At 62.3% G+C, this 24,341-nt stretch carries 23 protein-coding genes and 2 riboswitches; of the genes, 11 read left to right on the top strand and 12 right to left on the bottom strand.

Annotated features, from left to right (window positions below; genetic code table 11):
- Positions 1-65 precede the first annotated feature (65 nt).
- Positions 66-1,445, top strand: a complete 1,380-nt coding sequence (locus tag NTD81_RS19745) for an amidohydrolase (protein ID WP_262184445.1) — start codon at positions 66-68, stop codon at positions 1,443-1,445.
- 3 nt (positions 1,446-1,448) lie between these two features.
- On the opposite strand, the gene NTD81_RS19740 is transcribed toward NTD81_RS19745, so the two are convergent.
- Positions 1,449-2,375 (bottom strand): LysR family transcriptional regulator, encoded by a 927-nt coding sequence (locus NTD81_RS19740; RefSeq protein ID WP_262184444.1) that lies wholly within the window; start codon positions 2,373-2,375, stop codon positions 1,449-1,451.
- Positions 2,376-2,534: 159 nt separating this feature from the next.
- Between NTD81_RS19740 and NTD81_RS19735 the strand changes: the two genes are divergently transcribed.
- From NTD81_RS19735 to NTD81_RS19700, 8 genes are all read left to right on the top strand, one after another.
- Positions 2,535-4,226, top strand: a complete 1,692-nt coding sequence (locus tag NTD81_RS19735; protein WP_262184443.1) for an AMP-binding protein — start codon at positions 2,535-2,537, stop codon at positions 4,224-4,226.
- Positions 4,227-4,231: 5 nt separating this feature from the next.
- Positions 4,232-7,498, top strand: coding sequence for a carboxyl transferase domain-containing protein (locus NTD81_RS19730; RefSeq protein ID WP_410017195.1), 3,267 nt, complete (start codon positions 4,232-4,234; stop codon positions 7,496-7,498).
- 133 nt (positions 7,499-7,631) lie between these two features.
- Positions 7,632-9,536 carry a 1-deoxy-D-xylulose-5-phosphate synthase gene (gene dxs / locus NTD81_RS19725; RefSeq protein WP_262184770.1) on the top strand — a complete coding sequence of 635 codons (1,905 nt, stop codon included), beginning with the start codon at positions 7,632-7,634 and terminating at the stop codon, positions 9,534-9,536.
- A gap of 68 nt (positions 9,537-9,604) precedes the next feature.
- Positions 9,605-9,823: riboswitch (cobalamin riboswitch) on the top strand.
- A gap of 103 nt (positions 9,824-9,926) precedes the next feature.
- On the top strand, positions 9,927-11,834 hold the full coding sequence (locus NTD81_RS19720) for a TonB-dependent receptor domain-containing protein (protein ID WP_262184441.1): 1,908 nt from the start codon (positions 9,927-9,929) through the stop codon (positions 11,832-11,834).
- 81 nt (positions 11,835-11,915) lie between these two features.
- Complete coding sequence (locus tag NTD81_RS19715; RefSeq protein ID WP_262184440.1) at positions 11,916-12,674, top strand: ABC transporter substrate-binding protein; 759 nt, start codon at positions 11,916-11,918, stop codon at positions 12,672-12,674.
- Positions 12,662-13,648: a FecCD family ABC transporter permease gene (locus tag NTD81_RS19710; protein ID WP_262184439.1), complete on the top strand. Its 987-nt coding sequence runs from the start codon at positions 12,662-12,664 to the stop codon at positions 13,646-13,648. Before NTD81_RS19715 ends, NTD81_RS19710 begins: the two co-directional genes overlap by 13 nt.
- Positions 13,639-14,367, top strand: coding sequence for an ABC transporter ATP-binding protein (locus NTD81_RS19705; protein ID WP_262184438.1), 729 nt, complete (start codon positions 13,639-13,641; stop codon positions 14,365-14,367). The genes NTD81_RS19710 and NTD81_RS19705 overlap by 10 nt, the downstream gene beginning before the upstream one ends.
- 4 nt (positions 14,368-14,371) lie before the next feature.
- Entirely contained in the window at positions 14,372-14,911 is a 540-nt protein-coding gene (locus NTD81_RS19700; RefSeq protein WP_262184437.1) for an ATP:cob(I)alamin adenosyltransferase, read from the top strand.
- Positions 14,912-14,930: 19 nt separating this feature from the next.
- On the opposite strand, the gene NTD81_RS19695 is transcribed toward NTD81_RS19700, so the two are convergent.
- The 11 genes from NTD81_RS19695 to nrdR form a co-directional block, all read right to left on the bottom strand.
- Positions 14,931-15,353 (bottom strand): MFS transporter, encoded by a 423-nt coding sequence (locus tag NTD81_RS19695; RefSeq protein ID WP_262184436.1) that lies wholly within the window; start codon positions 15,351-15,353, stop codon positions 14,931-14,933.
- On the bottom strand, positions 15,350-15,970 hold the full coding sequence (gene ribA / locus NTD81_RS19690) for a GTP cyclohydrolase II (RefSeq protein WP_262184435.1): 621 nt from the start codon (positions 15,968-15,970) through the stop codon (positions 15,350-15,352). Before ribA ends, NTD81_RS19695 begins: the two co-directional genes overlap by 4 nt.
- Before the next feature lie 109 nt (positions 15,971-16,079).
- Positions 16,080-16,727 carry a TIGR02281 family clan AA aspartic protease gene (locus NTD81_RS19685; RefSeq protein WP_410017187.1) on the bottom strand — a complete coding sequence of 216 codons (648 nt, stop codon included), beginning with the start codon at positions 16,725-16,727 and terminating at the stop codon, positions 16,080-16,082.
- A gap of 30 nt (positions 16,728-16,757) precedes the next feature.
- Complete coding sequence (locus NTD81_RS19680; protein WP_262184434.1) at positions 16,758-17,291, bottom strand: phosphatidylglycerophosphatase A; 534 nt, start codon at positions 17,289-17,291, stop codon at positions 16,758-16,760.
- A complete protein-coding gene (gene thiL / locus NTD81_RS19675; protein WP_262184433.1) occupies positions 17,284-18,249 on the bottom strand; it encodes a thiamine-phosphate kinase in 966 nt (321 codons plus the stop codon). Before thiL ends, NTD81_RS19680 begins: the two co-directional genes overlap by 8 nt.
- A 13-nt stretch (positions 18,250-18,262) precedes the next feature.
- Positions 18,263-18,757 (bottom strand): transcription antitermination factor NusB, encoded by a 495-nt coding sequence (gene nusB, locus NTD81_RS19670; RefSeq protein ID WP_410017186.1) that lies wholly within the window; start codon positions 18,755-18,757, stop codon positions 18,263-18,265.
- On the bottom strand, positions 18,754-19,230 hold the full coding sequence (ribE, locus tag NTD81_RS19665) for a 6,7-dimethyl-8-ribityllumazine synthase (RefSeq protein WP_213641459.1): 477 nt from the start codon (positions 19,228-19,230) through the stop codon (positions 18,754-18,756). Before ribE ends, nusB begins: the two co-directional genes overlap by 4 nt.
- A 51-nt stretch (positions 19,231-19,281) precedes the next feature.
- Positions 19,282-20,376: a bifunctional 3,4-dihydroxy-2-butanone-4-phosphate synthase/GTP cyclohydrolase II gene (gene ribBA, locus NTD81_RS19660; protein ID WP_262184432.1), complete on the bottom strand. Its 1,095-nt coding sequence runs from the start codon at positions 20,374-20,376 to the stop codon at positions 19,282-19,284.
- Between the two features lie 12 nt (positions 20,377-20,388).
- On the bottom strand, positions 20,389-21,051 hold the full coding sequence (locus NTD81_RS19655; protein ID WP_262184431.1) for a riboflavin synthase: 663 nt from the start codon (positions 21,049-21,051) through the stop codon (positions 20,389-20,391).
- Between the two features lie 166 nt (positions 21,052-21,217).
- Positions 21,218-21,388, bottom strand: a riboswitch (FMN riboswitch).
- An 83-nt stretch (positions 21,389-21,471) separates the two neighbouring features.
- The gene (gene ribD, locus NTD81_RS19650) at positions 21,472-22,593 is read right to left on the bottom strand and encodes a bifunctional diaminohydroxyphosphoribosylaminopyrimidine deaminase/5-amino-6-(5-phosphoribosylamino)uracil reductase RibD (protein ID WP_262184430.1); all 1,122 of its coding nucleotides are present in this window, start codon (positions 22,591-22,593) and stop codon (positions 21,472-21,474) included.
- Complete coding sequence (gene nrdR / locus NTD81_RS19645) at positions 22,590-23,057, bottom strand: transcriptional regulator NrdR (RefSeq protein ID WP_262184429.1); 468 nt, start codon at positions 23,055-23,057, stop codon at positions 22,590-22,592. The genes ribD and nrdR overlap by 4 nt, the downstream gene beginning before the upstream one ends.
- A 112-nt stretch (positions 23,058-23,169) precedes the next feature.
- Here nrdR and NTD81_RS19640 point away from each other — a divergent pair, with 112 nt between their 5' ends.
- Both NTD81_RS19640 and NTD81_RS19635 read left to right on the top strand, forming a co-directional pair.
- On the top strand, positions 23,170-23,622 hold the full coding sequence (locus NTD81_RS19640; protein ID WP_262184428.1) for a YbaY family lipoprotein: 453 nt from the start codon (positions 23,170-23,172) through the stop codon (positions 23,620-23,622).
- Positions 23,619-24,287, top strand: a complete 669-nt coding sequence (locus tag NTD81_RS19635) for a class I SAM-dependent methyltransferase (protein WP_262184427.1) — start codon at positions 23,619-23,621, stop codon at positions 24,285-24,287. The genes NTD81_RS19640 and NTD81_RS19635 overlap by 4 nt, the downstream gene beginning before the upstream one ends.
- The last annotated feature ends 54 nt before the right edge of the window (positions 24,288-24,341 follow it).

Below are 24,341 nucleotides of genomic sequence, written 5' to 3'. Positions count from 1 at the left end.
CCATAGGCCGCGAGGTGGCTGGGATGGCTGACTGGTTGCTACGTCCATCGCAAAGGAAATGCCGCATGAAACTCCGCACCACCACGCCATCTGCTTTATCCCAAGCCCTTGCCCTCTCTGCCGCGCTGAGCCTCAGCAGTGGCGCCGCGCAGTCGCAAGAAGGCAGTCACGACTGGGTCAAAGCCGCCGCCGATGGCCAAGCCGCGCAAGTCATCGAATGGCGCCGCCACCTGCATCAGAATCCCGAACTGGGCAATCAAGAACTCAAGACCTCGGCCTTCGTCGCCGAACATCTGCGCCAGATGGGCCTAGAGGTGCACAGCGGGGTAGCCGGCACCGGGGTGGTGGCCGTGCTGCATGGCGCCCACCCAGGCCCCACCGTAGGCCTGCGCGCGGATATGGATGCGCTGCCGATCAAAGAGGCCACCGGCCTGCCCTTTGCCAGCCAAGCGCAGGGCCAGTTCTTTGGCAAAACCGTGGATGTGATGCACGCCTGCGGCCACGACGGCCATACTTCGATGCTGCTCGGTGCGGCGCAGATCCTCAGTGCCCATCAGGACCAAGTGTCCGGCACCGTGGTGTTTATCTTCCAGCCCGCCGAGGAAGGCCCGTCGAATATCGATATTTACGCCAAGAATGCGCAGAGCTGGGGCGCGCGGCGCATGGTTCAAGAGGGCGTGATCGAGCAGTACGGGATTCAGGCCATGTTTGCCCTGCACGTACTCAGCTCCAGCCGTACCGGCCACATCACCTATAAAGTCGGCACGGCCTTTAACAGCTCGGACAGTTTCCGCATCCGCCTGCATGGCACCCAGACTCACGGCTCCGCACCGTGGCTGGGCGCCGATCCGATTGTTGCCGCCGGCAGCGTCATCAGCGCCATGCAAACCCTGGTCAGTCGCCGCACCGATGTGACCCAAGGCATGGGCGTGGTCTCGGTAGGCAGCATCCACGCCGGTACGGCCAACAACATCATTCCCGCTGATCTGGAGATGCAGGGCACCATCCGCGCCGATAACGCCCGTATCCGCAAAACCCTGACCGAAGCGTTACCTGACCTGGTCGAGCAAACGGCCGCCGCGCAGCAGGTCAAGGCCGAGACGAAGGTGGTGGAAATGATGCCGCTGACCATCAACTCGGCGCAGCTGACCCGCGCCCTCGCCCCCGCGATGAGCAAAGCCGCGGATGGCAACGCCAAAGAAGTATTCCAGTTGCTGCCCGGCAGTGAGGATTTTGCTTACTTCGCGGAAAAAGTCCCGGGCATGTATGTGTTCCTCGGCCAAACTGCGCCGGGCATCGACCTCGCCACCGCGCCCGTGGTGCATTCACCCAACGTGATGCTGGATGAAAACACCTTGGTCACCGGCGTGCGCGCCCATATCGAGTTTGTCTTGGGCTACGCCGAATACGCCAAGCAACTAACCCCGCATAAAGTAAAACTGTAGCCCTCAGGCCTCGGCTGAGTTGCGCGCCAGCTGCAACAGCTGGGCGCGCAACCAGGCGCCAGCCGCGTCGCCCTCGGCCTGGCGCAGCCAATACAGGCTCAAGGTCACCGGCGGTAAATTCAGCGGCAGCGGCAAAATCTGCTTATCGCCGCCTAGGTTAAGCAGTTCGGCATAGCCCAGAGGCAGGGTCAGCAACAGCTCGCTTTGCGCCACCAGCAACGCCGCCGATAAGTAGTGGCGGCAGTGCTGCACCACGTTGCGACTCAAGCCCAAATGGCCCAAGGCCAAGTCCTCCGCGCAGATACCGCGACGCTGCGAGGTGACCGCCACATGCTCAGCGGCCAGGTAGCGCTCGGCGCTCAATGGACCGCGCACCTGCGGCCCGGCCAACACGCAAAACTGATCGCTAAACAGCAGTTGCTGACGCAGCTCGTTATCCGTTGGCCGGGTGATTTCCACCGCCACATCGACGCGTCCGGCGGCCATCTCCCGTGGCACCTCAGCCCAGTGCAGGCTGCTGCAACGCAGCTCAACCTTGGGCGCGACCTGGCCTAAATGTTTGAGCAGACGCGGCAGCAGCAAGGGCTCCATTTGCTCCGGCATATTCAGGCAAAACAGCCGTCGGTCGTGCTTGGGATCAAACTGTTGGGCGCGGCCAAGGCTGCGGCGCAGGCCATTTAAGGATGCCTGAATGCCCGGCGCCAGTTGTTCAGCCAAGGCAGTGGGCACCACCCCGCGCCCTTCGCGGACAAACAGCGGATCACCGAGTTGCTCGCGCAGACGCGCCAAGGCATGGCTGACCGCCGATTGGCTGAGGTGCAGCAGACAAGCCGCCCGGGTCAGGCTGCGCTCGCGGTAGATCACCTCAAACACGCGAAACAGGTTGAGGTCGATGCGATTAAGCCCGGCAGGCTCATGCTGGCCATTCATGATTACACCCTGAAACTGCGCCCATTCAGCCCAGAGTAGCAAGGAACAGCCTGAGAGCAACCATGCACAGTATTCATAAATCACAATGAATAACCGTCAGTTCTGAGCACCGGCGTGGCTGACTAAGATGGCAGCAAATAACAAAAATGAGTGCCGCCCATGTCCCTCGATCAGTATTTGCAGCAAGTCAGCAGCCTTCAAGCCGCCGTCTGGCCCGCCCACGCCCCGCGCGAACCGCACTATCCCCTTGGGCTTAAACCCCTCCCGGAATACCTCAAGCATTGGGCGCAAGTACGCGGCAGCCAGGTGGCCATTGAGTTTTATGGCTACAGCCTGACATGGGCCGAGCTGGATCAATTGGCCGATCGCTGCGCCGCGTTATTGCAGGAACTGGGCGTTCAGCCTGGCGAGCGGGTGGCGGTGTATATGCCCAACTGCCCGCAACTGCATATCGCCTTCTACGGCATCCTCCGCGCTGGCGCCATTTACGTGCCGATCAGCCCGTTGGCCAAAGGCCTGGAGCTGAGTTATCAACTGCAAGACTGCGGCGCGCAAACGCTGATTGGCTTTGATCAACTGCTGCCGCTGGTGCAGCAAGTGCAAGCCGCTACCGCCGTGCGCACCCTGCTCGCCACCAGCCTCAGCGAACTGCGGACGGCGCAGCCGAGCATCCAGTTGCCGGACTTGCTGCTGGCGCCGAAGGTAACGGACGCCGGCTATATCGATCTGCTGCCGGCACTGGCCGCCTGCCAGGCGCCGCCGCCAGAGCTCAAACTCAGGCTGGAGGATTTCGCTGCGCTGAACTACACCGGCGGCACCACCGGCCTGCCCAAGGGCTGCGTGCACAGCCATGGCGATATGCTCTACACCTGCGCCAGTTTTGTCCCGGTGGCCATGCCGCTGACGCCCCACGCCACCTTGCTGAATTTCCTCCCCGAGTTCTGGATTGCCGGGGAAAACTCCGGCCTGTTATTCCCGGTGTTTAGCGGCTGCCGCTTGGTGCTGCTGGCGCGCTGGGACGCCCTGGCGTTTATCCAGGCCATCGCCCATTACCAAGTCAGTCACTGCGGCTTGCTGATCGACAGCGCCGCTGAGGTGCTCGAACACCCGCAGGTGCATGACTACGATCTGCGCTCGCTGAAAGCCACCGGCGGCATCAGCTTTATTAAAAAACTCAACCGCGACTACCGCCGGCGCTGGTTCGAGCTCACCGGCACCACGCTATTTGAGTTCAGCTTCGGCATGACCGAAACCCACACCTGCGACACCTTTACCGCCGGCCTGCAACAGGACGACTTTGACCTCAGCAGCGCGCCCACCTTTGTTGGCCTGCCAGTGCCGGGCACTGAATTTAAAGTCTGCGACTTCGCCAGCGGCGCGCTACTGCCCTTGGGCGCTGAAGGCGAGCTGTGCGTGCGCAGCCCGTCGCTGCTGCACGGTTACTGGCAACGTCCGGAGGAATCGGCGCAGGCACTGCGCGACGGCTGGCTGCACACCGGCGATCTGGGGCAGATCACCGAACAGGGATTTATCCGTTATCTGGGCCGGCGTAAGGAGATGCTCAAGGTCAATGGCATGAGCGTGTTTCCCAGCGAAATCGAAGCGCTACTTGGCCAGCATCCCGATGTCCTCGCCTGCGCCGTGATCGGCCAGGCCGACGCGCAGCGCGGCCAAGCGCCGGTGGCTTTTATCGTGCTCAAAGCCCATGCCCAGAGCGCTGCGGCCAACCTCGAGGCGTGGTGCCGCAGCGCCATGGCCAGCTACAAGGTGCCGCAGATACGCCTAGTACAGAGCCTACCGATGACCGCCACCGGCAAGGTGAAAAAGAATGAACTGGAGGAACTGCTGTGAGTGCTTTGTTTGCCGGCTTGTTGATTGCCAACCGTGGCGAAATCGCCATCCGTATTGCCCGCGCTGCCGCTGACTTGGGCATCCGCAGCGTGGCGGTGTATGCCGAGGACGACAGCGCCAGCTTGCATGTGCGCAGCGCCGATAAAGCGGTGGCCTTAAACGGGAGCGGCGTGCCGGCCTATCTGGATATCGCGCAACTGATCGATATCGCCCTTAAAGAAGGCTGCACGGCGATCCATCCCGGTTATGGTTTTCTCGCCGAGAACGCCGAGTTTGCCCAACGCTGTACGGCTGCTGGCCTGCGTTTTATCGGCCCCGCCGCCGACACGCTGCGCCTGTTTGGCGACAAGGCGCGTGCCCGGCAACTGGCCGAACAATGGGATGTGCCACTGGTCTCAGGGCTTAATCAGGCGATCAGCCTCGAGCAGGCCCAAGCCTTTTGCGCCGAACATGGCGCGGTCATGCTCAAGGCCCTGGCCGGTGGTGGCGGGCGCGGCATGCGCGCGGTACAGAGCGCTGCAGAGTTGCCCGAAGCCTTCGCCCGTTGCCAGTCGGAAGCGCGCGCCGCCTTCGGCAGTGACGCCCTGTATATCGAACAATTGGTCAGCCACGCGCGGCATATCGAAATTCAGGTGCTGGGGGATGCCGCCGGCAACGTCAGTCATCTGTGGGAGCGTGATTGCAGCCTGCAGCGGCGCCAGCAAAAACTGGTGGAAATCGCCCCCAGCCCGGACCTGCCCAACGCCACCCGCGAGCGCATGATCGCGGCCGCCTTGCGCCTGGCCCAAGCGGCCCACTATCAAGGCGTGGGCACCTTCGAGTTTTTGCTCGATGGCACCCATGCCGAACGCTTTTACTTTATGGAGGCCAACCCACGGATTCAGGTGGAGCACACCGTCACCGAACAAGTGACGGGCGTCGACCTCGTGCAAACCCAACTAAAACTGGCAGCCGGCTTAAGCCTGTCAGACCTAGGTTTAGCCCAGCCGGTGACCCTTAACGGCTGCGCCGTGCAGGTGCGCATCAACCTGGAAAGCATGGCCGCCGACGGCAGCACCCGCCCGGCCATTGGCACCCTAAGCGCCTACCAACCGCCCAGCGGACCTGGCCTGCGCGTGGATGGCTATGGCTATGCGGGGTATCGCGTCAGCCCCAGTTACGACTCGCTGCTGGCCAAGCTGATCGCCCATGGCGCGGACTACCCCAGCGCGCTCAACCGCGCTTACCGGGCGCTCGGCGAATTCGCCTTGGAAGGCGTCAGCAGCAACCTCAGCCTGCTGCAAAATTTGCTGCGCTTACCCGAGGTGCAGCACTACAGCGTCCACACCCGCTATGTGGAAAGTCAGTTGCCGCACTTGCTGAACAGCCCCGCTGAAGCTCACCCCTGTCGCTATATCGCGCTCCCTGCCACACCGCAAGTCGAAGCGGCCGATAGCGCAATCCCCGAAGGTTATGTGGCGCTGACAACGCCCAGTACCGGTGTAGTCGTCAGCCTCGAGGTCAGCGCTGGCGATGCCGTCGCCGTGGGGCAAAGCATCGCGGTGCTGGAAGCCATGAAGATGGAGTTTGTGGTCAAGGCCAGCCATAGCGGTATCGTCCGCCAGGTCTTGGCGCAGCCCGGCAGCAGCCTGGGCGAAGGTCAGCCACTGCTGTTTATCGAGCCGGCTGAAGTACAGGCCGCGCACAGTGCCGATGAACAAAGCCGCGACCTTGCACATATCCGGGCCGACCTGGCCGAAGTGCTCGAACGTCACGCCCTGACCCGCGACGAACGCCGTCCCGAGGCCGTGGCCAAGCGGCGCAAAAGCGGTCAGCGCACCGCCAGGGAAAACCTCGCGGATCTGCTCGATGCCGACAGTTTTAATGAATACGGCGCCCTGGCCATTGCCGCCCAGCGCCGCCGCAGGCCGCTGCAAGAACTGATCGAGCAGAGCCCGGCCGATGGTTTGCTGGCCGGCACCGGCACGGTCAATGCCCAGCTGTTCGGCCCTGAAGCCGCGCGCTGCCTGGCCCTGGCTTACGACTACACGGTATTCGCCGGCACCCAAGGGGTAATGAACCATAAGAAGACCGACCGCATGCTCGGCCTCGCTCAGCAGTGGCGCCTGCCCGTGGTGCTGTTTGCCGAAGGCGGTGGCGGTCGCCCTGGCGATACCGACTGGGTCGGCGTGGCCGGGTTGGACTGCCACACCTTTGCCACCATGGCCAAGCTGTCCGGCTTGGTGCCGCTGGTGGGCGTGGTCTCCGGGCGCTGCTTTGCCGGTAACGCGGCCCTGCTCGGTTGCTGCGATGTGATTATCGCCACCGCCAATGCCAGCATCGGCATGGCGGGCCCGGCGATGATCGAAGGTGGCGGTCTGGGCAGCTTCACACCGGAACAAGTCGGCCCGGTCAGCGTGCAAGGGCCTAACGGCGTTATCGATGTGTTGGTCAGCGATGAGGCCGACGCCGTGCAAGTGGCCAAGCAGTACCTGAGCTATTTCCAGGGCGACCTGGAGGATTGGCAGTGCGCCGATCAGCGCGAGCTGCGCCAGCTGATCCCGGAAAACCGCCTGCGGGTGTATGACATCCGCCAGGTTATCCACAGCCTGGCCGATAGCGGCTCGGTGCTGGAGCTGCGGCGCCAGTTTGCGCCAGGGCTGATCACCGCGTTTATCCGTATCGAAGGCAAAGCCTTTGGCCTGCTGGCCAACAACCCAGCGCACTTGGGTGGCGCGATTGATGCCGTGGCCGGCGATAAAGCCGCGCGCTTTATGCAGCTCTGCGATGCCTTCGATATCCCCCTGCTGTCGCTGTGCGACACCCCCGGTTTTATGGTCGGCCCCGAAGCGGAAAAACAAGCCACGGTGCGCCATGTCTCGCGCATGTTTGTCGCCGCTGCCAGCCTCAGCGTGCCGTTCTTCACGGTGGTCCTGCGCAAGGGTTACGGCCTCGGCGCTCAGGCCATGGCCGCCGGCAATTTCCATTCGCCACTGTTCACCATCGCCTGGCCCAGCGCCGAGTTTGGTGCCATGGGTTTAGAGGGGGCGGTGCGCTTGGGCTTCGCCAAGGAGCTGGCAGCTGTCGCGGACCTCAGCGAACGTCAGCAGCTGTTCAATAAGCTGGTGGCCAAGGCCTATGACAACGGCAAAGGCATCAATATGGCCAGCTTCCTGGAGATTGATGCGGTGATCGATCCCGCCGACACCCGCGCCTGGCTGCTACGCGGTTTGCAAGCGGTGCCCAAGGCGCCGCCGCGTACTGGCAAAAAGCATCCGGTGGATAGTTGGTAAGGGCCATGGCGCCGCTGGTCAGCGGCGGCGCCGAATATCCACAAAATATCGGGGTAAACGGCGGCATGTTTGGGCAGTTTCCAACGCTTCGGGTAAACTCAGCGGTCTTAATGAATTAATAATGATCCGCCTGATGCCGACGACCTTCCACGCGATTCCCCGTGAGCGCCCGCTGACGCCCCTGCTAGACCGTGCTAAGACCCCGGATGAGCTACGCCGTTTGGCTGAGTCCGAACTGGAGACCTTGGCTGACGAGCTGCGCGAATACCTGCTGTACACCGTGGGCCAAACTGGCGGCCACTTTGGTGCAGGCTTAGGCGTGATTGAGCTGACCATCGCCCTGCATTACGTCTTCGACACCCCCGACGACCGCCTGGTGTGGGATGTCGGCCATCAAGCCTATCCGCATAAGATCCTCACCGGCCGCCGGGAGGAGATGGCGACCCTGCGTCAGAAAGACGGCATCGCCGCCTTCCCTCGGCGCAGCGAAAGCCCCTACGACACCTTTGGCGTGGGCCACTCCAGCACCAGCATCAGTGCCGCCTTGGGCATGGCCATCGGCGCCCGCCTGCAAGGCAGCAAGCGCAAGGCCGTGGCGGTGATTGGCGACGGTGCGATGACTGCGGGCATGGCCTTCGAAGCCCTCAACCACGCTCCGGAAGTTGGCGCCAATATGCTGGTGGTGCTCAACGACAACGACATGTCGATCTCCAAGAACGTCGGCGGGCTGTCCAGCTACCTGGCCAAGATTCTCTCTAGCCGGACCTACGCCAGCATGCGCGAGGGCAGCAAAAAGATTCTTTCGCGCCTGCCCGGCGCCTGGGAGATCGCCCGTAAAACCGAGGAATACGGCAAGGGCATGTTGTTGCCCGGCACCCTGTTTGAAGAGTTGGGCTGGAACTATATCGGCCCGATCGACGGCCACGACCTGCCGACCCTGCTGGCCACCCTGCGCAACATGCGCGACCTGGAAGGCCCGCAGTTTTTGCACGTGGTGACGAAAAAAGGCAAAGGCTTCTCCCCCGCCGAAGCCGACCCGATTGGCTACCACGCCATCACTAAACTTGAGCCGGTGCAAAAGCCCGCTAACAGCGCGCCGAAAGCCAGCAGCGGGCCGAAGTACTCGGCCGTGTTTGGTCAGTGGCTGTGCGACATGGCCGCGGCCGATAAGCGCTTGGTCGGCATCACTCCGGCGATGAAAGAAGGCTCGGATCTGGTCGCCTTTAGCGAGCGTTATCCCGAGCGTTATTTCGACGTGGCCATTGCTGAACAGCATGCCGTGACTTTGGCTGCCGGCATCGCTTGCGAAGGCGCCAAACCGGTGGTGGCGATCTACTCGACCTTCTTGCAGCGTGGCTACGACCAACTGGTGCATGACGTCGCCGTGCAAAACCTCGACGTGCTGTTTGCCATCGACCGCGCCGGTCTAGTCGGCGAAGACGGTCCGACCCACGCCGGCAGCTTTGATCTGTCGTACCTGCGCTGCATCCCTGGCATGCTCATCATGACCCCCAGCGATGAGAACGAGCTGCGCGCCATGCTCACCACCGGCTACCAGTTCCAAGGCCCGGCGGCGGTACGTTACCCACGGGGCAGCGGGCCTAATGCACCGATTGATAGCGAGCTTAAACCCCTCGAAATCGGTAAAGGCGTGGTCCGTCGTCAAGGTGCAAAAGTCGCCTTGCTGGTGTTCGGTGTGCAACTGACTGAAGCCCTGCACGTGGCCGAAGCGCTCAACGCCACAGTGGTCGACATGCGCTTTGTGAAGCCCCTGGATGAGCAACTGCTGCGTGAGCTGGCGGCCAGTCATGAGCTGCTGGTGACCATCGAAGAGAACAGCATCATGGGCGGCGCCGGCAGTGCGGTGAGCGAGTTCCTGGCCCAAGACGGCATAGTCAAACCCGTGCTGCACCTGGGCCTGCCCGACTATTACGTGGAACACGCGCAGCCGACGCAGATGCTCGCCGAGTGCGGTCTGGACGGCGCCGGCATCGCCCGCGCGGTCAACGCTCGTTTAGCCCTGCTGAGCCGCGACTAAAAGCAGCGTCTGGGGTAAATGCCACTACGCTGGCTTGTAATTGGCTGTACCGCGCATTAAGGTGCGCGGCGTTTTACTTCCGTAAAGGTGCGCCGAGCTGTGCAACAGCAGGCGTTAAACGGGAAGCCGGTGCGCTCAAAACGAGCAATCCCGGCACTGCCCCCGCAACGGTAATCGACGCAGATGCACCGCATCTGCCCGTCACTTCATTGGCCACTGGTTAATTCTGGGAAGGCGAAGTGATCAAGTCGAGAGTCCGGAGACCGGCCTTAGTGGATGTGACAGGTGTTGCGGAGGGCATCACCGTCAAGCTCAGGTTGCGTCTGCCCGCACCCCGTTCTTGCCCCTGCCCTCCTCAAAAGTCTTCCGACCTTTTGAGGAATAATCATAATGAAAATGTCTCGTCTTGCTTGGGCCATCGCCCTAGCTCCCAGTGTCTTCCAAGCCCACGCGGCCAGCCGCGATGACGCCTTGCAGTTGCCGGATGCGCTGATCAGCGGCAACCGTGAAGTGCAACAACGCAGCGAATCCACCACCGCCAGCAGCGTGTTCACCCGCGCCGACATCGAACGCCTGCGCCCAAGCAACGTGCTCGAATTACTCACCCATGTGCCGGGCGTACAGGTGGCTAACTATGGCGGCCGTGGCGCCAACTATGGCCTGTATATCCGTGGCACCAGCACGTCCCAAAGCCTGGTGCTGATCGATGGCGTACGTGTGGGCTCAGCGACCATCGGCGGCGCCAGCCTGCAGTACCTAAGCGTCGACCAAATCGAGCGGGTCGAAGTACTGCGCGGGCCGCGCTCGGCCATCTACGGCGCCGACGCCATGGGCGGCGTGGTACAAGTGTTTACCCGGCGCGGCAAGGCCCAGGGCCTCAACCCTTACGTGCGCATTGCCGGCGGTAGTGACGGCACCTGGGAGCGCAGCCTGGGCTTGTCCGGGGGCGATGAACGCACCCGCTTTAACCTCACCGCAGCGCTGGAAGACACCCAAGGTTTCGACCGCACCCGCACCTCTTACCCGGAGGACCGCGACCACGACGCCTACCGCAACCGCTCGATCAGCGCCAACCTGAGCCACCAACTGAGCGACGACATCGAAGTGGGTTTGTCCCTGCTCGATCAGCGCGGCAAAACCGAATTCGACAACCCCTTCGGTCGCTGGGACAGCAGCACCTTTACCAGCAGCCCGTCCAAGCCCTACGACGAATACAGCGTCAGCAGCAGCTCGGCCTATCTCGATGCGCGCATCAATGACCTGTGGAGCAGCCGCGTCGAGCTGGGCCACAGCGAAGACAAGCAAGAGAACTTCGATAAGCTGTTCCCCGGCAGCACGGTGAATAACACCTACCGCGACACCGTTACCTGGCTCAACACCCTGACCTTGGGCAATGGCCACAGCCTGCGCGCCGGCGCTGAGTACCTGAACGACAAAGTACGCAGCAGCAACGACTTCGCCCAGAACGACCGCGACAACCACGCGCTGTTCGCTCAGCACAGCTTCCAGGGTGACAGCTTCAGCACCGAACTGGGCATGCGCCACGACGACAACGAGCAGTTCGGCAGCGAAAACACCTTCAACGCCGCCCTCACCGTGCCGCTGAACGACAGCAACCAGGTGATTGCGTCTTACGCCGAAGGCTTCCGCGTGCCGACCTTCGCCGACCTCTACTGGCCCTACGACAGTGGCTACCAGGGCAACCCTAACCTGCAGCCGGAAAAGTCCAAGAGCTACGAGTTGCAATGGCGCAGCCAACTCAGCGATAGCACCAGCTTCGAGGCTTCGCTGTACCGCACTGATTTCCGCAACCTGATTGCCGTGATCAGCGATCCGCTGACCTGGGAGAGCACCACCGCTAACGTATCGCGGGCGCGCATCCACGGCTTCGAAGCCAGCCTGAAACAAGAGCTTTTCGGCTGGCAGAGCAACCTCGGCATCAGCATCATCGATCCCCGTGATCGCAGCACCGGCCACACCCTGCCCAACCGTGCCCGCCGCACCCTGAGCCTGGATGTAGACCGGCAGTTTGGCGACTTTGGCGTTGGCGCCAGCTTCACGGCAGTGAGCAGCAGCTATGGCGATGCCGCCAACACCACGAAGATCGGCGGCTATGGCGTGGTCGATCTGCGCACCAGCTGGCAAGCCACGAAGGAACTGGCCTTCGACCTGAAGTGGGCCAACGCCTTGGACAAGGACTACAGCCGCTTGCTGTACAGCTACAACGGCACGCAGCACGGCTACCAAGAAACACCGTCGTCGTTCATGCTCGGCATGACCTGGAGCCCTGAACTGTAACGCCCTCGCGGGCTGCGCTACCCTGCGCCGCCCGCCCTATTTCTCGCGCCAGCTACGGCTGGCGTTATGCCTGGAGCCACTGTGCGACTGTTGCTTGCGCTAATCGCCATCCTGCTTTGCCCGCTCAGCCAGGCGGCGCCCAGCCGCGTGGTATCGCTGGACCTGTGCATGGACTGGCTGCTGGCTTACTACGCCAGGCCTGCGCAAGTGGCCGCGTTGTCGCCGCTGCATCAGCGTTATCCAGTGGCTTGGCTTGGTGACAACTGGCCGGCCCACGACGGCAGCCTGGAGCAGATCTACGCACTTAAGCCCGATCAAGTGGTGGTGGGCCAATACGCGGCGAGCTTGCTGCGCAAGCGTCTAATCGAGCTGGGGATAAAAGTCGAAGTGCTACCGCTGCCGCAAACCCTGGAGCAAGTGCAGGACTACGAACGGCAGATCCTGCGCGTACTCGGCTTACCGCCCGAGCGCGCCAGTCAGATCCCGCCGGCGCATGCCCGGCTCAGCCAGAAACGCTTGCTGCTGCTCGGCCCCAACGGTATCGGCACCGGCACTGACACCCTCGAAAATGCCATCCTGAGCCGCGCCGGTTGGCGTAATTATCTGCAAAGCCCGGGCTATCAGAGTTTGGATCTCGAACAGTTGGTCAGCGATCCGCCGGATGCCATTCTCTGGGCCGCGCCGGAACATCAAGCCCTGGCCAACCAATTCGCCGAACACCCCGCGCTGCACCGCGCCGTGCCCGCCGAGCATTGGCTCAGCACCGACTACTGGCGCTGGCAATGCCCCGGCCCTTGGACCTGGGAACTGATAGGACAACTGCAACAATGGCTCGACTGATTAATCCGCTGCTGGGCCTGCTGCTCATCGCCCTCGCCCTGCTCTCGCTCAACCTCGGTTCCAGCAGCGTTAGCGGCGTCAGCGGCCTGCTCGAATGGCTGGCTGGTGAGCGCAGCATGGCGGCCATTGTCGTCGGCGAAATTCGCCTGCCGCGCACCTTACTGGCCCTCTGCGTCGGCGCCGCCTTAGGCTTGGCCGGCGCCGCACTGCAAGGTTTGCTGCGTAACCCGCTGGCCGATCCGGGCCTGACCGGCGCCAGCCAAGGCGCGGCATTGGGCGCCGCGTCAGTGTTTTATTTCGGCCTGCTGCCTTGGGCCGGCGCCTTGGCCCCGGCCTTGGCCGGCTTGCTCGGTGCGGCGCTGGCCTTGCTGTTGATGCTGGCCTTAGCCGGGCGCAACGGCGCGGGTATGGTGCTGATGGCGGGGCTGGCGATCAGTACCTTAAGCGGCGCCCTGCTGGCCGCGGTGCTGAACTTCGCGCCCAATCCCTACGCCATGCAGGAGCTGGTGTTCTGGCTGCTCGGCTCGGTGGCTGAACGCGGCCTGGATCACCTGCTGATTATTGGCCCGGCGTTGCTGCTGGGCTTTGTCCTGATCTACCGCCAACGGCGCCTGTTGCTCGGCTTGAGCTTGGGTGAAGCGGTGGTGCAGAGCATGGGCCTGAATTACCCGCGCAGCAGCCGTTTGATTGTCTTGGGCTGCGCCCTGCTGGTCGGCGCGGCAGTGGCGGTGGCCGGCGGCATCGCGTTCGTGGGTTTGCTGGTGCCGCATTTACTGCGCCCCTTGGTCCGTCAGCGCCCTGATCGCCTGCTGCTGCCCTCGGCCTTGGCCGGCGCCGCCTTGGTGTGTTTGGCCGATATTGGCGTGCGCTTGCTGCCGGTGGGCCGCGAGCTGAATCTGGGGGTGCTCACCGCCCTACTCGGTGCGCCGTTGTTTATCTGGCTGGTGTGTAAGGAGCGTAAGCCATGGCGCTGATGCAGATTGAGCAACTGAGCGTGCCCGGCCGTTTACTGCCGCTGAGTTTTAGCCTTGCCGCCGGGCAGATGCTGGGGATTATCGGCCCCAACGGCGCCGGCAAATCGACGCTGCTGCAATGCCTGGCCGGGATTCAGGACTACCGTGGCCAGATCCATTACCAAGGCGCGCCCCTCAGCCAGCTCAAACCGCGCCAGCGCGCGCAACAGCTTGGCTATCTGCCGCAAGCCCAGCACAGCGCCTGGGATTTACGGGTCGAGGATGTGGTCAGCCTCGGCCGCCTGCCGTGGGGCGACGAAGACGCGGCGGCAATCGACAGCGCCCTGCAGCAAACGGCCGTCGGCCAATGGCGGCAGCGCCCGGTGGCGCAGCTTTCCGGTGGCGAACAGGCGCGGGTCTGGCTGGCCCGGGTTTTGGCCGGGCAACCGCAAGTGGTACTGGCGGATGAGCCCATCGCCAGCCTCGACCTGCTGCATCAAGGCAAGGTCATGCAATTGCTGCGTGAGCATGCCAACGCGCAGCGGGCGACGATTTTATCCATCCATGACTTGAGCCTGGCCGCGCGCTACTGCGATCAGCTGTGCCTGCTCGCCGGTGGCCGCCTGCTGGCTTTCGGCAGCCCGGCCAGCGTGCTTAGCGCCGATAACCTGCGCGCCGCCTTCGGCGTGGAGGTGCACGTCGACCTCAATCACCAGCCCCCTCTGATCGTGCCGAAGTGAAGCCATGCCGTTAAAACTCAGCAAGAATATGGATGAAGTCTGCTACCCGTTTATTCAGGAAAGCTCCTGTCTGTGCGACTTCGAGGTGATCACCGATGAGCTGTGCGCGCAGATCGGTGGCGTGCTGGCCTATCTGGGCGACGAGTTCAGCGACCTGCGCGCTGACCTGGAACAGTTGCAGCCGCTGGCCTTTCACCTCAACGGCTCAGTGCGTGGGCGCTTGGCTATCGAGGAGGCGGATTTGCAATGGCTCAATGGCCGTTTAAGGCATTACTGCACGGAGTTGGGCGAGCGGCTGCACCGCTTCGTATTGCCCCGTGGCGCCGTACCGGTGCCGCAACTTAATCAGGCGCGCAGCAACGCCAAAAAGGCCATTCGCGCCTTGGTGCGGGTCGATCAAGAGGGGAAACAGGTAGCGGCGATTTTGCCGCGGCTATGCAACCTAATGTGCAACTTCTTCTTTGTCCTGACCTTGGTGGTCAACCAGCGCCGCGGCTTCGTCGAAACCGCCTTTGTCAGCAAGAGTTACGGCGCGCCGAGCTAAGTCAGCGCGCCGCTCTGCATCAGGCGCGGCCGAGACGGCGCGGAATGCGATACAGATAGAGCATCAGCAAGGTGGCGCAGCCCAGCAGAATCAACGGTACCGCCTCAAGGCCGGCGAATACCGCGACCGCCGCCAACCAAGCCGGTAGCGCCGCAATCAATGCCGATTTTGCCCGCACACGGCCCAGCTGCTGCCAGGCGCTGTCTTCCTCTGGGGTGCCCAAGGCTTTTTCGCAGGCGATCAGTGCATGCTTATAGGCGTTAAAGCCGCGCAGGCTAAGAAACAGCGATAACAGGGCGAGAATAAACAGCGGCATGGTCAAGCTGCCGGGCTGACGCCCTGCGCTGAAGAGTTCAAAACTGATCAACAGCGGCGCCAGACTTACCGCTAACAAGCCCCACCACTGCCCAGCCAAACGCCGACGTTGCACTAAACGACTCACAGACTGCCCTCAGATTCGTTCTGATGCAGGCTGCCGAGCATATGACCCAGCTTGCCAGCTTTGGTCGCCAGGTACTTCTCGTTGTAGCTGTTCAGGCCCTTTTGCAGCGGTACCCGGTCAGCCACCTGAATGCCCATGTCGGTCAAGGCTTTGACCTTGCGTGGGTTGTTGGTCATCAACTTCAGTTGCGACACACCGAGGTGCTCCAGCATCGGCAGGCAAATCCGGTAGTCGCGCAGATCCGCAGCAAAGCCCAGCCGCTCGTTGGCTTCTACGGTATCGGCGCCGCCGTCTTGCAGCTCGTAAGCGCGGATTTTATTCAGCAGGCCAATGCCACGGCCTTCCTGACGCAGATAGAGCAACACGCCCCGACCTTCTTCAGCGATGGCGCGCAGCGCCGCTTCAAGCTGAAAGCCGCAATCGCAGCGCAGGCTAAACAGTGCATCACCGGTTAAGCACTCAGAATGCAAACGGCCCAGCACCGGCGCACCATCGGCGATATCGCCGAAAGTCAGAGCAACGTGCTCCTTACCCGTTTCCTCATCGAGGAAGCCATGCATGGTGAACACACCAAATGGCGTGGGGAGTTGGGAAGCAGCAACAAACACGACGGACACCGGGTGCTCCTAAAATATAAAGTCAGATCATTAAAGGTCGGGCATTGTACCAGCGGCCCCGACGGCCATTGAGTCTGAATTGTTGATAACAGCTATTAAGGCTTTCGCCCTAATACTTGGCTTCAAGTACCAGCCGGTCTTGCTCGACGCGCCAGCCCACGCGATTTAGAAAACTCATACCGAGTAAGGTTTCACTGGGAAAACTGCCAGCCACCACCACCGCATCCACGCCCAGCACCTCAATATCGCCGACCTTGACCTGCGCCAGCGTCACCCGCCAGCCCTGGGCTACACCGCTGGCGGTGCTGACCTGCATGGGTTGGCCACTGACCCGGTAATCCAAGCCCAAGCGCCGCGCCTGATCTTCATTCATGGCGATGGCCGTGGCGCCGGTATCGACCATAAAGTGCACCATCTGCTCGTTGATCGAGCCGGCGACCCAGTAATGCCCACCCTGCCCTTTGGCCACGCTCAGGCCGGTTTTCTGCGTCTCGGCAAAACCTTCGCTGTACTCGCGGCTCAAGCCATAGCTGCGCTCGACGCCATTGACCCGCAACACTGCGCCACGACTGTCGGCGCTCACCACTTGGACACCGCCGGGGCCACTTTGGCCGACCTTGACCAGCTTGCGCTGACCGTCGACATTGAGCACCGCCGCGCCGGGAAACAACCCCACCACTTGCACATTGCTGGCCGCCCAAACCGGCAGCACAGCAGTCACCCCGAGCATGAGCAGAACCCGCTTGAGAGCTTGCATGACCTGCCTCGCCGTTATTGTTATTAAGCCCTAGGCCAAGCCTAAGATCGCCGCCCCACCATGGCCCCAGCCCCATACCAGCGCCTGCATGGTCAGCCAGGCGCACACGGCCGCAAGGAGGTCATCGAGCATGATGCCGACGCCGCCATGCACATTGCGGTCGACCCAACTGATCGGCCATGGCTTAAGAATGTCGAAAAAGCGGAACACCAGAAAACCGACCAGTAGCCAAACCCAACCCTCTGGCACCAGCCATAGGGTGATCCACATGCCGACGATTTCGTCCCAGACGATACCCTCGTGGTCATGCACGCGCAGATCGCGGGCCACCTTGCCACACAGCCAAAAGCCGAACAGCGTGCTCAGCGCCACCACCAGCCAGTAGCCCCAGTCGGACAACATTTGCAGCAGCGGAATAAACGGCAACGCCGCCAGCGAGCCCCAGGTGCCTGGCGCTTTGCGCATGGTCCCAGTGCCGAAGCCAAAGGCGATGAAATGCCAGGGATTGCTCCACACCGATGGCGGCACGGAGGTGGGCGAGCTTTGCTTAGTCGGGTTAGTCACTGCTTGATCCAAAATGTTGATAGCCGCTATGGCCGATGCTCACCGCTTGGTCCTGCTGATCCAACAGATGCACGCCAGCGCCGGCCTGTACGTGGCCGATCACCTGCAGCGGCCAGCCGGCTTGCTGCAACTGCGGCAGATAAGGTGCCGGCAAGGTGAAGGCGAGGCGATAGTCATCGCCGCCGGTCAGCGCGCAGTTCAGTGCATTAGCCCCAGCGACTTGACGCAGTGCGGCGGATAACGGCACCCGCGCCTGTTCAATGTACAAGGCCACTCCCGAGGCGGTGGCGATATGGCCGCAGTCGGCGAGCAAACCATCGGAGATATCCAGCGCCGCCGTCGCCTTACCGCGCAGGGCCAGGCCCAGTTCGAGCTGCGGCTGGGGCGACCAATAGCGCGCCAGCAAAGCCTCGGCCGCGGCGCCCGTGACCGCCTGCTCCGCGAGCACTAAGGGCAAGGCCCCCGCCGCATCGCCCAGCTCCCCGCCGACGCAGAGCAAGTCGCCCACTTGCGCGCCACTGCGGGTCAGCGCCTGGCCCTGGGGGACATGACCGAACACCGTGAGCGTCAGGCTTAACGGGCCTCGGGTGGTGTCGCCGCCGATCAAACGCAGTGCACAGTGCTGCGCCATCAGCTCTAAACCACGGGCGAAGTCCGCCAGCCAAGCAGGCTCGGCAGCGGGCAACGTTAGGGCAAGGGTAAAACCAATAGGTGTTGCCGCCATGGCCGCCAGGTCACTGGCCGCCACTGCGAGGCCACGTTGGCCCAATAAAAAAGGGTCAGGCCCATGGGGGAAATGCACACCGGCTACCAAGGTATCGGTGGAGACGGCCAACTGCTCCCCGGCTGGAATATTCAGCAAGGCGCAGTCATCACCAATACCTAAAGCCACCGCCCCGCCGGCCTGCGCACAGGGCGCAGCGGCGAAGTAGTGACGGATCAGCTCGAACTCACCCAAGGCAAGCAGCCGATCAGCGCTTGTAAGCGCGAACTTCTTCAGCGCGCAAACGCGGCGCCAGCTTATCCAGCACACCGTTGACGAACTTGTGGCCGTCGGTGGCGCCGAATACTTTGGCCAGCTCGATGCCTTCGTTGATCACCACGCGGTACGGGATGTCGACGCGGTTTTTCAGTTCGTAGGTCGACAGACGCAGAATCGACAACTCCACCGGATCGATTTCATCCAGCGGACGATCCAGCAGCGACTCAAAGGCGCCGTCAATCTCGGCCTTCTGCCGCGGCACGCCGTGCAGAATTTCGTGGAAGTAGCTGCCGTCGACAGCGCTGAAATCGTTATCGACGCGGAACTGCGCTTCGATTTCGTTCAGCGCCTGACCCGCCATGTGCCAGGAATACAGGGCTTGCATGGCCAGACTGCGCGCCTGACGGCGCGCTAGGGTTTTACCGCTGGGCGCCTTAGGACCTTTCGGTGCCTGGGGCTGTTGCCCATTTTCGATCTGGCTCACTTGGCCTCCAACTGTGCCAGCAGGCTGACCATTTCCAGCGCCGACAGTGCCGCTTCAGCACCTTTGTTGCCAGCTTTGGTGCCGGAACGCTCGATGGCTTGTTCGATGGAATCCACAGTCAGTACGCCGAATGCAACCGGTACGCCGAACTCCATGGACACCTGGGCCAGGCCCTTGGTGCATTCGCCAGCAACGTATTCAAAGTGCGGAGTACCGCCACGGATCACGGCGCCCAGGGCGATGATCGCGTCGAACTCGCTGCGCTGGGCAACTTTCTGTGCCACCAGCGGAATCTCAAACGCGCCCGGGGCACGGATGATGGTGATGTCGCTTTCGCTCACGCCGTGGCGAACCAGAGCGTCAACAGCGCCGCTTACCAGGCTTTCCACCACGAAGCTGTTGAAGCGGCCCACAACTAGGGCAAAGCGGCCCTTGGGGGCAATGAAAGTACCTTCAATGGTCTTCAGGGTCATAACGCGTCTCGTCAAAGTTAAAGAGCCAGCCGCCAGGGGCAGCCGGCGGAATTAGTTAGAGGGCAAGTATTCTACAACTTCCAGGTCGAAACCGGACAAGGCGTTGAACTTCATCGGCGAACTCATCAAACGCATCTTACGCACGCCCAGGTCGCGCAGAATCTGCGAACCGGCACCTACGGTGCTGTAAGTGGTCGGCGTGGCGGCCTTCACTTCACCCGCCAGTTGACGTTGCAGGCCCGTCATCAGTTCATTACCGGTCAGCGAGTTGCCCAGCAGCAACACCACGCCGCTACCGGCCTTGGCCACTTCGGCCATCGCCGCACGCATGCTCCAGCGCCCGTCGAGGTTGACCATAAACAGGTCACGCAGCGGGTCCATGTTATGCACGCGCACCAGAGTCGGGTGCTCGGCGTCGATTTCACCCAGCGTCAGGGCCATGTGCACGGTGTCTTCCACCGCATCACGATAGGTCACCAGGTTGAACTGGCCCAGCTCGGTATCCAGCACCTGCTCACTGGCGCGCTCCACGGTGCGCTCGTGAATCAAACGGTAGTGGATCAGGTCGGCGATGGTGCCGATCTTGATGCCGTGTTCAGCGGCGAACACTTCCAACTCCGGACGCCGGGCCATGGTGCCGTCGTCGTTCATGATTTCGCAGATCACCCCGCTCGGCTCAAAACCGCCCAGACGGGCCAGATCGCAAGCCGCTTCAGTGTGCCCGGCACGCGCCAGCACGCCACCTGGCTGGGCCATCAGCGGGAAGATGTGGCCAGGGCTGACGATGTCATCGGCCTTGGCGTTTTTCGCCGCTGCCGCTTCCACGGTGCGCGCACGATCCGCCGCGGAAATACCGGTGGTCACGCCCACAGCAGCTTCGATGGACACGGTGAATTTGGTGCCGAAACCGGAGCCGTTGCGCGGCGCCATCAGTGGCAGCTTGAGGGTTTCGCAACGCTCACGGGTCATCGGCATGCAGATCAAGCCACGGGCGAAGCGCGCCATGAAGTTGATGTGCTCCGGGGTGATGCATTCCGAGGCGACGATCAGGTCGCCTTCGTTTTCGCGATCTTCGTCATCCATCAGGATGACCATCTTGCCGGCGCGGATATCTTCAACCAGCTCTTCAATGCTATTCAGGGACATGCGGGAAATTCCTTACTTCTGCAAAAAGCCGTGAGCGGCCAGAAAACTTTCAGTCAAACCCGAAGCCTTGGGCTCAGCGGCTTTATCGCCGAGCAGCAGACGCTCCAGATAACGCGCCAGCAAGTCGACCTCGAGGTTGACCTGCCGTCCTGGGCGGTAGTCCGCCATGATGGTCTCGCTGAGGGTGTGCGGCACGATGGTCAGCTCGAACTCAGCGCCATTGACCGCGTTCACCGTCAGGCTGGTACCGTCGACAGTGATCGAGCCTTTGTGTGCGATGTACTTGGCCAAGTCGCGCGGCGCGCGGATGGTGAATTGCACGGCGCGGGCGTTATCGGACCGCGATAGCACTTCACCAACACCATCGACATGACCGCTGACCAAATGGCCGCCCAAACGAGTGGTGGGGGTCAGGGCTTTTTCCAGGTTAACCGGGCTGCCGGCCTTCAGATCGATAAAGGCGGTACGGGCCAGGGTTTCCCGGCTGACATCGGCCCAAAAACCATCACCTGGCAGCTCTACCGCGGTCAGGCAGACGCCGTTAACGGCAATGCTATCGCCCAGTTTGACATCGCCCAGATCGAGCTTGCCGGTTGCCACATACACACGCACGTCGCCGCCTTTGGGGCTCAGCGCACGGATACTGCCAATGGCTTCGATTATGCCGGTAAACATAGCACCCCCTGAGTCGCGCCCACAGCCGAACGCTGGCTGCTAGAGCCACGCGTGCAGGACGCAGAGAAAAAATCAGACATCTAGACCAACTCCTGTTTAAAAAAAACAGGGCGCATTTGATCGATAGGGATTTCGCAGCACGCCTGAGCGCGCCTGATAGAGGCAATCCCGCTCTCTCTTTATCCGGACTTTAACCGTCGGCCCCGGAATCACACCGGGTCTGCTGACCTTAGTTAGTCTGACAAGTTAGCTTGCCGACTGCCTAAGCGCTCGCGGGCTAGACACCTTGCGTGCCATTACCGCCGGTGGGGAATTGCACCCCGCCCTGAGAACGTTACGACCACCTAAGTGGCCGAGACGCGTTTTATCACAAATCAGTGCTGCGCTGCACGGTTTACCGGCAACAGGTTTAACCGTTGGTCACTCTGCGCCCGGCAGCGGGACTGCGGTAATCCGCCAATCATCGCCAACGGCACGTATGTCGGTGATTTTCAGCTCCGGCGCCTCGGCCATTTTCGCCAAGGGCAAATCGAGTAACGGCCTGGCGCTGGAGCCGAGCAGCTTGGGCGCGACAAACAATTGGTACTCATCAACCAAACCGGCGCGGGCAAAAGCACCAGCCAAACGCGGGCCGGCCTCGACCAACACTTCATTGGCGCCGCGCGCGGCTAATTCCAGGATCAGCTTACGCAGATCCACATGGCCATTATTGCCCGGCACAGCCAGCAGCTCATGGCCATCACCCTGATAACGATCACGCGCCGAAGCGGCAGCGCAGGTGGCGACCAACGCCGGGCCGGCCTGGAAGAACGGCACACTGAGCGGCACCCGTAAACGCCCGTCGACCAATACGCGCAGCGGCGGCCGGGTTTGCGCCAACGCACTCAGCTCCGCGCCCAAAGCCAACTCGTCGACACGCACCGTTAAGCGCGCATCGTCAGCCAATACCGTGTCCGCGCCAGTCAGCACCACACTGGCTTGGGCACGCAAACGCTGAACGGCCGAACGCGCCGCCGGGCCGGTGATCCACTGGCTTTCGCCGCTGGCCATGGCGGTGCGGCCATCCAAGCTCATCGCCAGCTTGACCCGCACAAAGGGCAAGCCGTGCTCCATGCGCTTGATAAAACCAGCGTTGAGCTGCCGCGCCTCGGCTTCCAGCACGCCACTGCTGACGGCGATGCCGGCATTCATCAGGCGCAGCAAACCGTTGCCGGCCACTTGCGGGTTAGGGTCCTGCATGGCCGCCACAACGCGGCTGACGCCTGCCGCGACCAAGGCCTCGGCACAGGGCCCGGTGCGTCCATGATGACTGCACGGCTCCAGCGTCACGTAAGCGGTGGCACCGCGAGCGCGCTCGCCGGCTTGGCGCAGGGCATGCACCTCAGCATGGGGCTCGCCGGCGCGGGCATGCCAGCCTTCGCCGACAATGGTGCCGTCACGTACGATCACACAGCCAACACGGGGATTCGGATGGGTGGAGTACAGGCCTTTACGGGCCAACTCCAACGCACGCGCCATATAAGCTTGGTCTGAACTCATCATCGTCCTTGATTCGGCTCTCGCGAGAGACGTTCGATTTCTTCACGGAATTCGTTGAGATCTTGGAAGCGTTTATACACCGAGGCGAAGCGGATATAGGCCACTTCATCGAGTTTTTGCAGCTCGGTCATGACCAGCTCGCCAAGTACCAAAGACTTCACCTCGCGCTCACCCGTGGCGCGCAGCTGACTCTTGATATAGGCGATGGCGGCTTCCAGACGCTCGATACTCACCGGGCGCTTTTCCAAGGCCCGCTGCATACCAGCGCGCAGCTTGTCTTCATCGAAGGGTTGGCGGCTGCCGTCTTGCTTAATCAGCCGGGGCATCACCAGTTCAGCGGTTTCAAAGGTAGTGAAGCGTTCACCACAGGCCAGACACTCACGACGGCGCCGCACCTGATCGCCCTCGGCAACCAACCGTGAGTCGATCACTTTGGTGTCGTTGGCTGCACAAAATGGACAATGCATAAATAAAGCCGACCGTTGCCGAAAGGCCCTCATGGTAGCGCATCCGCCAGTCAAGACAAGCCGCGTCCTTTACGGTATACAGGCGCCCAAGCAACCTGTGGAGGCCATTGCTGTGACCAATCGATTTAACCCACTGCCGCACCTGCTCCTCGCGGCGGCTGTGGCTTTGCTCGGCGCCTGCGCCAGCGACAGCCCGGAACCAGAAGCAGTAGCCAGCAGCCCCGCGCCGGTGGCTGACACCTACGTGCTGCCCGCCAACCTGCATGAGATTACCGGCAGTCTGGTCAATGTACCGGCCGGCGCGGAAGTCGAACTGGCCCTGCTCGGCGTGGATTTACGCGGCCGTCCTCGCACCGAGCTGGGCAATCTTAAGCTGCGCAGCAACGGTCAGCCGCTGACCTTTCATCTGCCGTTCAGCCCGGAAAGCTTCGCCAAACAGCCGCGTATCGAGCTGCACGGACGGGCGAATAAATCCGGCCAGTTGATTCTGCGTCTGACGCCGAAGACCATCGCCAATGCCGACAGTCAAAACATCGGCGTACTGCACTTGGTGACGGCGCCGTGACAGCGCCCGTGGTCCTGCAACAAGCCCTGAATGCCCTGCTTGGTGATGCGCAGCTGGTGCCCACGCCCCTGCCCGGTACGGACATCCAGCTGTGGCTGATTGCGGCGGACAACATGCAGCGTGAGTTCAGCCCCGAAGAAACCCGCTGCATCCTCGAAGAGCCACCCTATTGGTGCTTCTGCTGGGCCAGCGGTTTAGTCCTGGCCCGCTGGCTGGCCGAGCAACCGCATTGGGTGCGAGGCAAGCGGGTGCTGGACTTCGGCAGTGGCTCGGGGGTTGCCGCGATTGCGGCGGCCAAAGCCGGCGCTTTAGAGGTGGTGGCCTGCGATCTTGATCCGCTGGCCCTGGCCGCCAGCCGAGCGAATGCCGAGCTGAACCAAGTTGAGCTTACTTACAGCGCTGATTTTTTTGCCGAGGCGGATCGCTTCGATCTGATCATCGTCGCCGACGTGCTCTACGACCGCGCCAACCTGCCGCTACTCAGTGAGTTTTTAAGCCGGGGCCAGCAAGCGCTGGTCGCCGATTCGCGGGTGCGGGATTTTAATCATCCGCTGTATCAGCGCTTAGCCGTGTTGCAAGCCTGTACCTGGCCCGATCTGGCTGAGCCTGCGGAGTTTCGCCATGTCAGCCTGTACCACGCGAGCAGAGACCCCGCATCGCCCTAAGCGCTCCCAGCCATTTTCCTGGGGACAAACTGCGGCTCTTGTTTTCACCGGGTT

The sequence above is a fragment of the Pseudomonas sp. 5P_3.1_Bac2 genome (genome assembly GCF_025465995.1).
Lineage (GTDB): Bacteria > Pseudomonadota > Gammaproteobacteria > Pseudomonadales > Pseudomonadaceae > Aquipseudomonas.
Note: the sequence above shows the minus strand (reverse complement) of the source record. Positions and strands in the feature narration are given on the sequence as shown.

What these genes read in the sequence shown, in the direction of transcription:
- NTD81_RS19745 (WP_262184445.1), top strand. Translation starts at nt 66, where the DNA reads ATGAAACTCCGCACCACCACGCCATCTGCTTTATCCCAAGCCCTTGCC.
- NTD81_RS19740 (WP_262184444.1), bottom strand. Translation starts at nt 2,375, where the DNA reads ATGAATGGCCAGCATGAGCCTGCCGGGCTTAATCGCATCGACCTCAAC.
- NTD81_RS19735 (WP_262184443.1), top strand. Translation starts at nt 2,535, where the DNA reads ATGTCCCTCGATCAGTATTTGCAGCAAGTCAGCAGCCTTCAAGCCGCC.
- dxs (WP_262184770.1), top strand. Translation starts at nt 7,632, where the DNA reads ATGCCGACGACCTTCCACGCGATTCCCCGTGAGCGCCCGCTGACGCCC.
- NTD81_RS19720 (WP_262184441.1), top strand. Translation starts at nt 9,927, where the DNA reads ATGAAAATGTCTCGTCTTGCTTGGGCCATCGCCCTAGCTCCCAGTGTC.
- NTD81_RS19710 (WP_262184439.1), top strand. Translation starts at nt 12,662, where the DNA reads ATGGCTCGACTGATTAATCCGCTGCTGGGCCTGCTGCTCATCGCCCTC.
- NTD81_RS19705 (WP_262184438.1), top strand. Translation starts at nt 13,639, where the DNA reads ATGGCGCTGATGCAGATTGAGCAACTGAGCGTGCCCGGCCGTTTACTG.
- NTD81_RS19700 (WP_262184437.1), top strand. Translation starts at nt 14,372, where the DNA reads ATGCCGTTAAAACTCAGCAAGAATATGGATGAAGTCTGCTACCCGTTT.
- NTD81_RS19685 (WP_410017187.1), bottom strand. Translation starts at nt 16,727, where the DNA reads ATGCAAGCTCTCAAGCGGGTTCTGCTCATGCTCGGGGTGACTGCTGTG.
- ribE (WP_213641459.1), bottom strand. Translation starts at nt 19,230, where the DNA reads ATGACCCTGAAGACCATTGAAGGTACTTTCATTGCCCCCAAGGGCCGC.
- ribBA (WP_262184432.1), bottom strand. Translation starts at nt 20,376, where the DNA reads ATGTCCCTGAATAGCATTGAAGAGCTGGTTGAAGATATCCGCGCCGGC.
- NTD81_RS19655 (WP_262184431.1), bottom strand. Translation starts at nt 21,051, where the DNA reads ATGTTTACCGGCATAATCGAAGCCATTGGCAGTATCCGTGCGCTGAGC.
- ribD (WP_262184430.1), bottom strand. Translation starts at nt 22,593, where the DNA reads ATGATGAGTTCAGACCAAGCTTATATGGCGCGTGCGTTGGAGTTGGCC.
- nrdR (WP_262184429.1), bottom strand. Translation starts at nt 23,057, where the DNA reads ATGCATTGTCCATTTTGTGCAGCCAACGACACCAAAGTGATCGACTCA.